This is a genomic window from Arthrobacter ginsengisoli, assembly GCF_031456935.1.
Taxonomy (GTDB): Bacteria; Actinomycetota; Actinomycetes; order Actinomycetales; family Micrococcaceae; genus Arthrobacter; species Arthrobacter ginsengisoli.
In genome coordinates this window covers 34,859-46,675 of record NZ_JAVDVQ010000023.1, presented here as the reverse complement: position 1 = coordinate 46,675, position 11,817 = coordinate 34,859, and the positions used below count along the sequence as shown (strand labels likewise).

Genomic DNA, 11,817 nt, shown 5'->3' with positions numbered 1-11,817 from the left:
AGTGCCACGCTACCTTTCGTCGGGCCGTCGGGTCCGCCGCCGGGCGGCCACGCCGTCAATAACAAGCAGGAGCATCAGCAGGAAAGCGGCCGGAAGCCCATAGAGGGCCGTGGAGGTGATCCACACAGGCGACACGGCGTTGTTGAAGGCCATCGCCATGACGACGCCGACCGCGGCGAGCGACAGGACGGCGGCGACGGCCGCGACGATCAGCAGTGGCCGCCGGAAACGCGATGGAGTCATGGAGCTAACGCTAACAGTCCAGCATGTCCCGCGCCCCAAACGGCCAAAGTGGGCGAGGCAGGATAACCTTGAGGGAACAGACCAACACGGTCCAGGCAGTCATACCCTGAACCCGTATATCCATGCGGATGCGGTGGCCGCCGGCCGTGTCACCAGCAGAACGAAGAAGGTTGATTACGTGCCTACCGGCAAGGTCAAGTGGTATGACAAAGAAAAGGGCTTCGGATTCCTCGCGGGCGAGGACGGCCAGGAAGTCTTCCTGCCCAAATCCGCACTGCCCGAGGGCGTAACCGAGCTCAAAGCCGGCACCCGGGTCGAATTCGGCGTGGCCGACGGCCGCAAGGGCGCCCAGGCCCTGGGCCTGCGTGTGCTGGACAAGACACCGTCCATCGCCAAGGCCAAGCGGCCCAGCGCGAAGGATCTGGCCCCGCTGGTGCAGGACCTCGTGTCCGTACTGGACAACCTGTCCGGAACGCTGTCCGCGGGCAAATACCCGGACGGCAACAAGGGCAAGGCGATCGCCGTCGCCCTGCGCAAGGTTGCCGACGAGCTGGACGCGTAGGTCCTGGCGATGACTCCGGAATCTGACCAGACTGCGTCCGCAGCCAGCAAAGCCGCCGGGGACAAGAAAGCCGGAACCAAAGAGGGCGTCAAGCCGCGCGCAGGGGTTCCCGTCTGGCGCACCGGCAAACCCGACGCCTTCCTGGCCGGCGCCGTCGACGTCGCCCGCGCCGCCCTCGAAGGCATCGCCCCCGCCGAACAGATCGGCCGGCACCTCGCGGCCAAGAGCGAAGGCGACCGCCTGGTCACCCACCTCTTCGAGTCGAACCTGGCCGGCTACGGCGGCTGGCAGTGGTATGCCGTGCTGACGCGCAACTCGAGGTCCAAGGTCGTTACGGTCGACGAGCTGGGCCTGCTGCCCTCCGAAGACTCGATCCTGGCGCCGGAATGGATCCCGTGGGCCGAACGGGTGCGCCCGGGCGATGAACAGGGCGAGGACGAACTCGCCGAAGCCGCACCGCCGGCACCCCTGCAGGACGCCGTCGAACCCGACGCCGACGACGACTCCGACACAGACGCCGACGACGACTCCGATGACGTCGACGACGATGATTCCGAGGACACCGCAGGCGATCGGCTGCCCGCAGCGCAGGCTGACTAGCGGTTGGAACCATCCGGGGCGCCGCACAGTGAGGGCTGGACATGATGTCCACCTTCAGGTCCCTGCACATCCTGAACTACCGGATCTGGTTCATCGGGGCCGTTATTTCCAATATCGGGACCTGGATGCAGCGCACCGCCCAGGACTGGCTGGTCTTTGACCACCTGACGGAGCACGACGCCAGTGCCATGGGCATCACCATGGCCCTGCAACTCGGCCCCCAGCTCTTCCTCGCCCCCGTGGCCGGGCTGGTGGCCGACCGCTTCAACCGCAAACAGCTGCTCATCCTGACCCAGTCGGCGATGGCGCTGCTCAGTGCGGGCCTGGGCATCCTCGTGGTGGCCGGGGCGGCCCAACTGTGGCATGTCTACGGCTTCGCCCTGCTGCTCGGCGTTGTCTCCGCCCTCGATGCCCCCGTGCGCCAGACGTTCGTCTCCGAACTGGTCCGCGACGATTACCTGCCCAACGCTGTGGCCCTCAACAGCGCCTCCTTCAATGTGGCCCGGATGATCGGGCCCGCCGTCGCCGGCGTCCTCACGGTCGCGGTCGGCCCCGGCTGGGTCTTCCTGATCAACACCCTGACCTTCGTGGCGCTGCTGCTGAGCCTGTGGAGGATTCCCACCACTTCGCTGCGCCAGCTGCCCCGGGCCGCCGCCGGCAAGGGCCGGATCCGGGAGGGGCTGAAGTATGTCCGGTTCCGGCCCGACATCGTGGTGGTGATGGTCGCGGTCTTTATCGTGGGCACCCTGGGACTGAATTTTGTGCTGTTCATCGCGGCCATGGTCGGAACGGAATTCGGCCTGGACGCCAGCGCCTTCGGGCTGATGAATTCCATCATGGCCATTGGCTCCGTCGCCGGTGCCCTGCTGTCCGCCGGGCGCCAAAAGCCCCGGCTGCGGATCATATTCGGGGCTGCCGGAGCCTTTGGCGTGACCTCGGGCATCGCCGCGCTGGCACCGGGCTACTTCTGGTTCGGGGTGGCACTGGTTCCGGTGGGGCTCTTCGCCATCACCATGTTGACCAGCGCCAACGGCTACGTCCAAACGACCACTGACCCCGTCATGCGCGGCCGGGTGATGGCGCTCTATATGGCGATCTTCCTGGGCGGCACGCCCATCGGGGCGCCGTTCGTGGGCTGGGTCGCGAACGTCGCCGGTCCCCGCTGGTCGCTGGGCGTTGCGGCGGCGTCAGGCCTGGTCGCCGCGCTGATCGGCCTAGTGTGGATCATCCGGGCCAAGCAGCTGCGGATCCGGTTCGACCGCCGCGCCCGCGGGCTGCGCCACTTCCGCGTCGTGGCCGCCGGCCCCCGCAACGCCAGACCTGACCCGGACGGCGCCGGCAGGTGACAAGAACCTGACGACGCCGTCGAACGCTGACGCTCCCGCTCCGGTTGGGGCGTGCGGCTACCTTTTCAGCTCGCCCACGACGAAATCGATGCATCCCAGCAGCGCCGACACATCGTCGGGCTCAATCGCCACGAAGGTCGCGATGCGCAGCTGGTTGCGGCCCAGCTTGCGGTACGGCTCGGTGTCGACGATGCCGTTGGCCCGGAGCACTTTGGCGATCGCCGCGGCGTCGATGGAGTCGTCGAAGTCGATCGTGACGATGACGTTGGACCGGTCCTCAGCCTTCGCGACAAACGGGGTGGCGTACTCCGACGCCTCGGCCCAGCGGTAAATGCGTCCGGCAGAATCCGCGGTCCGGGACGAGGCGAAGTCCAGCCCGCCGTTGGCGTTGAGCCACTGCACCTGGGCGTCCAGGGTAACGAGCGTAGCCAGCGCCGGGGTGTTGTAGGTCTGGTTCAGCCGGGAGTTGTCGATCGCCGTCTGGAGGTCCAGGAAGTCCGGGATCCAGCGACCGCCGGCCTTGATCCGCGCCGCGCGCTCCAGTGCTGCCGGGGAGAACAGGCCCAGCCAGAGGCCGCCGTCGGAAGCGAAGTTCTTCTGCGGGGCGAAGTAGTAAACGTCGGTCTCGGCGACGTCGACGTCCAGCCCGCCGGCCGCCGAGGTGGCATCAACCAGGACCAGGGACCCGGCATCGGCACCGGCCACCCGCTGGACCGGAGCGGCCACGCCCGTGGACGTCTCGTTCTGGGGCCAGGCGTAGACGTCGACGCCGGCCTCGGCCCGGGCCGCCGGGCGGGTGCCCGGCTCGGATTTGATGATGGAGGAGTCCGCCAGGAACGGCGCCTTGTTGGTGGCCGCGGCGAACTTCGAGCCAAACTCGCCGAAGGACAAGTGCTGTGCCTTGTTCTCGACCAGGCCGAAACTGGCGATGTCCCAGAAAGCGGTGGACCCGCCGACGCCGAGAATGACCTCGTAGCCCTCGGGGGCCCGGAAGAACTCGCTAAGCCCGGTCCGGACCGATCCCACGAGGTTCTTGACCGGCGCCTGGCGGTGGGAGGTGCCCAGGAGCTTGGATGCCGCGGCGAGGGCCGACAGCTGTTCCGGGCGGACCTTGGAGGGCCCGGCGCCGAACCGGCCGTCCTTGGGCAGGAGGTTTGCGGGAATCGTGATGCTCGTGTCACTCACTGTGGCTCCAATTTTCGGCAGGTTCTTAGGTGCGGTTCGGGAGGTGGCCCGTCAGGGTGGCTGCGGCGAAGCCACCGTTTCATTCTGCCTGACTCCCCGGCGGGGGAGGCAAAAGCCACCGTCACAGTCCGGTCACTGAGATTATCCGGAGTAATTCAAAATAGGCTAAGCTGGCCTGCGAACGTACGGCGGACCCCGCCAGGGCGCCAGCAGCACGCGGTACGGTGGGAATCATGCAAGGACGGCGCTCGAGGAGCTGAGCTGAATGACGGATCTGATCGATACAACCGAGATGTATCTCCGGACCATTCTTGAACTTGAAGAAGAAAACATCGTTGCCCTCCGCGCCCGGATCGCCGAGCGGCTGCGCCACTCCGGCCCGACTGTTTCCCAGACCATTGGACGCATGGAGCGCGACGGACTGGTGGTTGTTTCCGGCGACCGGCACCTTGAACTGACCGAAACCGGCCGGAAACGTGCCATCGAAGTGATGCGCAAGCACCGGCTGGCCGAGCGGCTGCTCGCCGACGTGATTGGGCTCGACTGGGCGTACGTCCATGAGGAAGCCTGCCGCTGGGAACACGTTATGAGCGAACGCGTGGAGCGGCGGATCTTCGAACTGCTCAACCACCCCACCGTCTCGCCCTATGGCAACCCGATTCCCGGCCTCGCCGAACTGGGCGGCCTGCCTTCCCAGCCCCACGCGGGCGGCGTCGTGAACCTGCTGGAGGCCATGGCCGGCTACGGCCCGGATTCCCGGGTCAGGGTCAGCCGGCTCGCCGAGCCCATCCAGGTGGAACCGGAACTGCTCGTCCAGCTCGACGAGGGCGGCATCCGCCCGGGCGCATCCGTGTCGCTGGAGCGGGTGGGGGAGTACATCTCGGTGCGCGTGCCGGACATCGAAGGCGCACTGGAGCTGCCGCCTGAGGTTGCAGCCCACGTCTTTGTCACCGTCGATTAGTCGCCATTAACTGGCCGGTCATGGGACGACCCATGAGTTGTGCACAGGCTGGATAACGGATTTATCTCTGGGCGGCTTAATCGCCTATAGTTGGTCACTAGTACCGATACCAAAGCGTTACCTGATCCGAAGCCGAGCTCTGCCAGCGGATCAGTCGCAGAACCACCTTTCTGGCAGGGGCGGGGGAACCACTTCCGGCTGTTCTACAGCCTTGGGGTGAAGTCCGTCAGCGGCAAGCACATTCCACCGAGGGACTCTTTTGGATGCCTCTGTGCCTGGATGCTTGCTACGGCGGACCGGGTCTTTGATCTCTCTGACCCGAATCCGACAGCTAACTCCGCAGGCTCTCCAGAGAGGAACCGTTTTTTGACCACCCAGACCGCCAGGGGCCGCCGTCGTGCGACCGGTCCCGCTCCGGAGCCCCGTCCGGCCGTCGCCGTCCTGGCTGACCGCCCACGCGACGCGCACCGTGACGAACGCCGGGGCCGGCGCAGCCCGTTCCGCCAGGTAACTGACTTCGCCGCCGCCAGCGGCGTAGGGCAAAAGGCCGGCATCGCCCTGGCCGCCACGGGACTGGTCCTCACTGTCACGGTCCCCGCCACGGGCCCCGTCATGGCCACGGACGGCTCCGCTGCCGGCTCCATCTCCGCCGCGGTCCAGCCGGACGTCACCGCCGCAGAGGCCAAGATCGACTTCAGCCGCACCTCCGTCACGACGCAGGGCGACCCGGACGGAAAGCTCAAGGAGTTGCTCAGCGCCCAGTCCGTCGGCTCGATTACCCGAGCGGCCTCCGCGGGCAGCCTCGGGGCACCCCTTGACCAGTTGAAAACCGCGTCGCCGTTCGGATACCGCGTCAGCCCCATCACGGGCGGCTCCGGGGAGTTCCACCGCGGCCAGGACTACGCCGCCCAGTGCGGCACCGCCGTCCATGCGGCCGCGAGCGGCACCGTGACCTTCACCGGCTGGCATCCCTACGGTGGCGGAAACCGGGTGGTGGTCGACCACGGCAACGGCCTGGAGACCACCTACAACCACCTGTCGTCAGCCACCGTCAAGGTGGGCCAGCAGGTCTCCCGCGGCGATGTCGTGGCGATGAGCGGCACCACCGGCGCCTCCACAGGCTGCCATCTTCACTTTGAAGTCATGGTCAACGGCGAAGTCGTTGACCCGACCGGCTGGCTTTAACAAAGCTGATCGGACGCTCTCGCATTCCTTTGACACGCCGTGATCTGAATGTGACATCGAGTCCCAACTGTTGTAGGTTTGAGCTACGCCAACTTTTCCGAAGTTGGCGCTCTTGAGTGGATTGCCTAGCTCTGCCACCGCTCAAGGTCCGTTCGCATTACATCGTCTGGCAGGGGCGGGGGAACCAATTTTGGTCTTCGTAAGAAGGCCTTGGGGTTAAGTCGCAACGCTTCCCAGGAAGCAGCGCGGCCGGTTGACTCCCATCCGAATCCGACAGCTCACCTCGCAGGCATTGGGAGAGGCTACTTTCGTGTCTTCACGCCACAATGCTGCGCGTCACCGCGCTTGCGCGGCTCTTACGAGCCCGCTGGAATCCAATCTCCGTGTCGCCCTTGCCGGTGCCCGGAACGGATTCCGTGCCGCCGACTCAATCTCTGCTGAGTCCGGCCCGCAGGCCAAGCACCTGCACGCAGTTCCCGCTTTTGGCGCGTCTTCGCAGTACACCCTTCGCTAAGTAACCCATTTCGGGGCGATCCGGCGTACCCCCAAGATGCCGGAGCGTCCTCAGCCCGCGCCCAAAAAGCGCGGACCCAGGATCACGAAAGAGAGAACTTAATGACTACTCGTGCAAACGCACGGCACCGCGCCGAGGTCACCAAGACCAACTCGCTGGCCGTCATTGCCAAAGCTGTCGGCGACAACGCCGGCGGCATGGGCCGCTCGGCCGCCGTTATTGCTGCGGCCTCCGGCCTCGTCCTGACCAGCGGTATCGCAGCCAACGCTGCTGAGGCCAACGTCCAGCGCGAATCCACCTCGGCTTCCACGCTCGAGGTCCAGGCGGCTTCCCCGGCCACTATCTCGGCTGCCTCCACTATCGCAATCTCCTACGAGAAGCCTGCAGTCACCACCTCCCCGGCCCCCGTCGTCGAGGCTCCGAAGCCGGTCGTACAGGTCCAGGATTCCTCCACGGCCCAGACCGCCGGCACCGGCGCCACCGCAACCTCCGGCACCAAGGCACCCGCCGTTGCCAGCGGCATGGGCGCGACGATCGCCGCGGCCGCCTACGCCCAGATCGGTGTTGGCCAGGACTGCACCGCCCTCGCCACGAACGCGCTGGCTGCTGCGGGCATCAACTACCACGGCTGGCCGGCAGGTTACCTGTCCCTCGGCCGCACCGTGAGCGCCGGCGAGGCACGCTCCGGCGACCTCGCGTACTACCAGAACGGCGGCTCGGGCATGGCCCACATCGCTGTCTACGTCGGCAACGGCATGGCCGTTCACGGGGGCTGGAACGGTGGGACCACGTCCCTGCAGACCGTCAACGTCGGCTCCGGCCCGGTCTTCATCCGCGTCGGCGGCTAAGACCACAGCCAACAGCAACGCAAAAGGACCCCCGCCGTTTGGCGGGGGTCCTTTTGCATTGCCGCAACGTGAATTTTGGCCGCTAACCCTGAACTTTCGCCGACCAGGCCCGCGGCCGAGGAAAAATATTCGGTGAATCGGCACCTCCGTGTTTACTCTTGTTTTGTCCATAGCCCGACCATGCAGAGGGCAGCCGGCCCTCGTGCCCCTGGCGGGTGCGGCCGTGAAGAGGTATGCGGATGCGCACTCTCGTTCTGAATGCTGGATATGAACCGCTGGCGGTTGTCACCTTCCGCCGGGCACTCGTGCTTGTGCTGACCGGAAAGGCCAGCGTCGTGGCGGAAGGCGACGATCCTGTCGTTGGACCGCAGGACGTCCTTGGCCGGCCCTCGGTGATTCTGCTGAATCGCTACATCAGGCCCCGGTACAACACGATAACGGCCGTCAGCCGCCGCGGCGTGCTCCGCCGGGACGGACACCGGTGCGCGTACTGCGGGAAGGCGGCCCACACCATCGATCATGTCCAGCCCAAATCCAGGGGCGGTGCGGATTCCTGGGAAAACCTCGTTGCTGCCTGCCTGCGGTGCAACAACGCCAAAGGCGACCACACGCCGGGAGAAATGGGATGGAAGCTGAGCTTCAGCCCGGCGCCGCCACGGGGCACGACGTGGCAGATCAAGGAACTGGAGAAGCCGACGCCGGCCTGGGACCCGTTCCTGCTGCCGGAATCTGCTGCCTGAACGGGCCGTCCGGTCTGCCCCCGGCCCGCGCCGGGGCCGGCACCCGGCATGGCGGCGTCCCGGCCCGGACCGCGCTAGGCTGGGCCGGTGGAATTTGATGCTGTCATACTCGCCGGGGGGAGGTCATCCCGCCTGGGCGGCGTGCCCAAGTCCGGCCTGATCCACGACGGCGCCACCCTCCTTGAGCATGCCCTGCGGGCCGCCCGGGGTGCGGGGGCCGTCGCCGTCGTTGGGCCCGATCCCGGGGCACTGCCCGAAGGTGTGCTCAGCTGCCGGGAGGACCCGCCCTATGCCGGACCGGCTGCCGCCATCGCCGCGGGGCTCGCCGCCCTGGAACGGGACCGCGCTGCCCTGGAACGGGACCGCGCCGGGGACGCGCGCCGCGCTCTTGCCGCCCCTTACACGCTTGTCCTCGCCTGCGACATGCCCCGGGCGGACGCCGCCGTCCAGGCACTCCTGCACGCGGCCGCGGCAGCCCCGCCCGGCGACGGCTTCGTGGCGGTGTCCGCGGACGGACGCAGGCAACCCCTCACGGGCTTATATGGCACAGCTGCGCTACAACGCTGCACGGCTGAAGCAACCGAACGCGGGGCCCTCGAGAATGCCTCGGTATTCGCGCTTCTTGCTAGGCTGGAGGTGCGGGAAGTAAGCGTCCCCGAAGGGTCCACGGATGATGTGGACACTTGGGACGATGCCTCCGCGTTAGGGGTGACCCGCCCGCCGGACCGGCATGGCAGCGACCGTCGTGAACACGAGAGTCATGAACACGACCGTCGTGAACACGACAGTCATGGACGCGCCAGCATTGACCCTGGCGTCCGGCCCGGGACTCCCCAGCTGAACTCAACCTTGGAGGCAAACGGTGAAAAGCCAGGATGAAACGCTCGAAGACTGGTGCCGTGCCCTGCTTCAGGCGCTGGAACTGGAAGACGTCGAGGTAGACGTGAACGAGGTCCTGGCCCTCGCCGGCGTGGCAGCGCACTCCGTCGTGCGCCCGGCTGCTCCATTGACGACGTTCATCGCCGGCTTCGCGGCAGGCCTGGCCTCCGGCTCCGGACAGGCCACCGATGCCGTCTCGATGCAGGCTGCGATGGGCGTAGCCCGCAAACTCGCCACGGACTACGCAGCCAGCGAAACCTCCGGGGCATGACACCTGCACCTCCTCACGGCAGCCCGGCTGCCGCCGGGGAAGAGCCTGCAACGAACACCCCAGCCGACGGCCCTGCCGACGCCGCTTCCGGAAACCCTGAGCACGGCTCCGCCGGCGGCCGTGCCGGCTCGCCGGGCGGGGCGCCGCAGCGGCACCTGGCGCACACCTGGCAGGAAGCCTGGCAGCTCGCCTTCGACTGTGCGGCTCCGATCCCGGCAGCACCCGTTGCCCTGCGCGAGGCCTTGGGACGGACCCTCGCCGCGGACGTGGAAGCGCTCGTGGACCTGCCGCACTATGCCTCCTCCGCCATGGACGGCTGGGCCGTCAACGGCAGCGGACCCTGGATCCTCGCGGAACCCGGCCAGCGGCTGGCTCCCCACCAGGCCAGCCCGATTGTCACCGGCGGACTGATTCCGCCCGGGGCCAAGGCTGTGCTGCGCAGCGAAAGCGGCACCATCGCCAGCGATGAGGACGGGCTTCCGGTCCTGCAGCTCGCCGGATCGGCCAAACCCGGCGAACCGCGCAACGGTGAACACATCCGGAAAGCCGCGGAGGAGGCCGTCGCCGGCGAAGTGCTGATCAAAGGCGGCACCCTGCTCAACCCCGCCCACCTGGCCCTCGCGGCACTTGGCGGCCACGACGCCCTCCCGGTGCTGGGCAAGGCCGTGGTCCGGCTGGTGTTTACCGGCTCCGAGGTGGTCACGGCAGGAATCCCGCAGCCGGGGGAGGTGCGCGACACCTTCGGCCCCCAGCTTGCGGGCGTCGTGGAAATGCTCGGCGGAATCTGCGCCGGCGAAACGAAAATCGGCGACAGCTACACCGAATGGCTCGCAGCACTCGAGGACACCGACCCGGCACCGGGCATCCCGGCAGCCGCCGTCGGAAAGCTTCCCGCGCGTTCCACCGCGGAGCAATTGCCTGCCGACGTCGTCATCACCACGGGCGGCACCGGCCGGTCCGGCACCGACCACCTGCGGCGTTCGGTCGCGGAGCTCGGCGGACGTCTGCTCGTCGACGGCATCGCCATGCGGCCGGGCCATCCCGCGGTCCTGGCTGAACTGCCGGATGGCAGGTTCATCATCGGTCTGCCGGGCAACCCGCTCGCGGCCATGATGGCACTGTCAACCCTCGGGGCGCCGCTGCTTGCGGCCCTGGCGCACCGGCCCCTGCCTCCCGTCACCGAGGTGCCGTGCGGCGCCATGATTGAACCGGACCCTGGCAGGACCCGGCTGATGCCTTTCCGGCTCCTCTACGGCATGGCCTCGCCGGCGCAGCACACCGGGCCGGGAATGATGCGCGGGCTGGCCGCGGCCGACGGCGTCCTCGTGGTCCCGCCGCACGGAGTGCAGCTGGGCGAACTCGTCCCTGCCTTCGCCCTGCCCTGGGGGGCAGCCCTGCCGGACCTCGCTGCTGCGAAGGACAAGCCCGCCCCCAAACGGGCTGCCCGGAAGCCTGGCGGTACTTCCGGCCCGGTGGACTGGAGTGAACTGCTGGGGTAATCCCTGGCCTGGATCGCGCGCTGGCCACCCGGCCCAGTGCTTGCCATGATTGAGTTATGTTGGTTAGGAGTACCTAATGGGCCGCGTCACGCAACGCCGCAAGGTGCACAAATATGTCCTGGACGGATCGCCCCAGGCCCTCGAATTTCCCGTTCGCCACCGGGAGGACGTGCTCGCCGTCGAGGAGCCGCTGGAAATCCGGCTCGGCAGCCTGTCCTTCTCCGTCACCATGCGGACCCCCGGCAACGACTTTGACCTCGTGGCGGGATTCCTCGTCTCCGAGGGCATCATCTGGAGCCCCGAACAGCTCGTCTCGCTGCGGTTCTGCGCCGGCGAAGACGAGAACGGCGTCCAGACTTTCAACGTGGTGGAAGCCCAGCTCAGGCCCGATGTTGTCCGCCCGGACATTGGGCGGAACGTCTTCACCTCCAGCTCCTGCGGCATCTGCGGCACGGACTCCATCGCAGCCGTGCACAAGTCCTCGCATTTCAGCCCTGCCGACGACCCGCTGACGGTCCCCGTGGCCACGCTTGCCGCCCTCCCGGACCGGCTGCGGGAAGGCCAGGCCGTCTTCGACGTCACCGGCGGCGTGCACGCCGCCGGACTGTTCCGGATCGCGGACGACGGCTCGGCCGAATTGCTGTGCGTTCGCGAGGACGTGGGACGCCACAATGCGGTGGACAAGGTGGTGGGCTGGGCCCTCCGCGAAGGCATGCTGCCGCTGCGCGGCACCGTGCTCCAGGTCTCCGGGCGGGCGTCCTTCGAACTGGTGCAGAAGGCCGCCCTGGCCGGCATACCCGTCCTGGCCGCGGTCAGCGCGCCGTCGAGCCTGGCCGTCGAACTGGCCGAGGCCAGCGGCATCACCCTGGCCGGGTTCAGCCGGGGAACTTCGTTGAATGTGTATGCGGGCTCCCGGCGTGTGGGCGGGGTCCCCGCGCGCGTTGGCGGCTAGCCTCAGCTGGATGCCCTTGGTTTGGGACCGGT

13 protein-coding genes and 2 riboswitches are annotated in these 11,817 nt (G+C 67.7%); of the genes, 11 read left to right on the top strand and 2 right to left on the bottom strand.

Translation table 11 applies throughout. The features are described 5' to 3' along the window. Positions 1-9: 9 nt before the first annotated feature. Positions 10-243 carry a hypothetical protein gene (locus tag J2X01_RS18590; protein WP_310060894.1) on the bottom strand — a complete coding sequence of 78 codons (234 nt, stop codon included), beginning with the start codon at positions 241-243 and terminating at the stop codon, positions 10-12. Positions 244-421: 178 nt separating this feature from the next. On the opposite strand from J2X01_RS18590, the gene J2X01_RS18585 reads away from it, so the two are divergent. The 3 genes from J2X01_RS18585 to J2X01_RS18575 are packed head-to-tail and all read left to right on the top strand — an operon-like array spanning position 422 to position 2,751. Further along, positions 422-805 (top strand): cold-shock protein, encoded by a 384-nt coding sequence (locus tag J2X01_RS18585; RefSeq protein WP_310060892.1) that lies wholly within the window; start codon positions 422-424, stop codon positions 803-805. Positions 806-814: 9 nt separating this feature from the next. Next, positions 815-1,405, top strand: a complete 591-nt coding sequence (locus J2X01_RS18580; RefSeq protein ID WP_310060890.1) for a DUF3027 domain-containing protein — start codon at positions 815-817, stop codon at positions 1,403-1,405. A 44-nt stretch (positions 1,406-1,449) separates the two neighbouring features. After that, positions 1,450-2,751: an MFS transporter gene (locus J2X01_RS18575; RefSeq protein ID WP_310060932.1), complete on the top strand. Its 1,302-nt coding sequence runs from the start codon at positions 1,450-1,452 to the stop codon at positions 2,749-2,751. Between the two features lie 57 nt (positions 2,752-2,808). On the opposite strand, the gene serC is transcribed toward J2X01_RS18575, so the two are convergent. Then, entirely contained in the window at positions 2,809-3,936 is a 1,128-nt protein-coding gene (gene serC / locus J2X01_RS18570) for a phosphoserine transaminase (protein ID WP_310060888.1), read from the bottom strand. 265 nt (positions 3,937-4,201) lie between these two features. Here serC and J2X01_RS18565 point away from each other — a divergent pair, with 265 nt between their 5' ends. From J2X01_RS18565 to fdhD, 8 genes are all read left to right on the top strand, one after another. Further along, positions 4,202-4,897: an iron-dependent transcriptional repressor DtxR gene (locus tag J2X01_RS18565; RefSeq protein ID WP_310060886.1), complete on the top strand. Its 696-nt coding sequence runs from the start codon at positions 4,202-4,204 to the stop codon at positions 4,895-4,897. A gap of 145 nt (positions 4,898-5,042) precedes the next feature. Continuing rightward, positions 5,043-5,258: riboswitch (cyclic di-AMP (ydaO/yuaA leader) on the top strand. A 5-nt stretch (positions 5,259-5,263) separates the two neighbouring features. Further along, positions 5,264-6,082, top strand: a complete 819-nt coding sequence (locus J2X01_RS18560; protein ID WP_310060885.1) for a M23 family metallopeptidase — start codon at positions 5,264-5,266, stop codon at positions 6,080-6,082. 136 nt (positions 6,083-6,218) lie between these two features. Continuing rightward, positions 6,219-6,388, top strand: a riboswitch (cyclic di-AMP (ydaO/yuaA leader). Positions 6,389-6,697: 309 nt separating this feature from the next. Then, the gene (locus J2X01_RS18555; protein ID WP_310060883.1) at positions 6,698-7,444 is read left to right on the top strand and encodes an NlpC/P60 family protein; all 747 of its coding nucleotides are present in this window, start codon (positions 6,698-6,700) and stop codon (positions 7,442-7,444) included. 239 nt (positions 7,445-7,683) lie between these two features. Further along, positions 7,684-8,184: an HNH endonuclease gene (locus J2X01_RS18550; protein WP_310060880.1), complete on the top strand. Its 501-nt coding sequence runs from the start codon at positions 7,684-7,686 to the stop codon at positions 8,182-8,184. Positions 8,185-8,271: 87 nt separating this feature from the next. Further along, on the top strand, positions 8,272-9,063 hold the full coding sequence (gene mobA, locus J2X01_RS18545) for a molybdenum cofactor guanylyltransferase (RefSeq protein WP_310060878.1): 792 nt from the start codon (positions 8,272-8,274) through the stop codon (positions 9,061-9,063). Further along, a complete protein-coding gene (locus J2X01_RS18540; protein WP_310060875.1) occupies positions 9,047-9,334 on the top strand; it encodes a DUF6457 domain-containing protein in 288 nt (95 codons plus the stop codon). Before mobA ends, J2X01_RS18540 begins: the two co-directional genes overlap by 17 nt. Further along, positions 9,331-10,833 carry a molybdopterin molybdotransferase MoeA gene (locus J2X01_RS18535; RefSeq protein WP_310060871.1) on the top strand — a complete coding sequence of 501 codons (1,503 nt, stop codon included), beginning with the start codon at positions 9,331-9,333 and terminating at the stop codon, positions 10,831-10,833. The genes J2X01_RS18540 and J2X01_RS18535 overlap by 4 nt, the downstream gene beginning before the upstream one ends. A 76-nt stretch (positions 10,834-10,909) precedes the next feature. Continuing rightward, positions 10,910-11,785 (top strand): formate dehydrogenase accessory sulfurtransferase FdhD, encoded by an 876-nt coding sequence (gene fdhD / locus J2X01_RS18530; RefSeq protein WP_310060868.1) that lies wholly within the window; start codon positions 10,910-10,912, stop codon positions 11,783-11,785. The last annotated feature ends 32 nt before the right edge of the window (positions 11,786-11,817 follow it).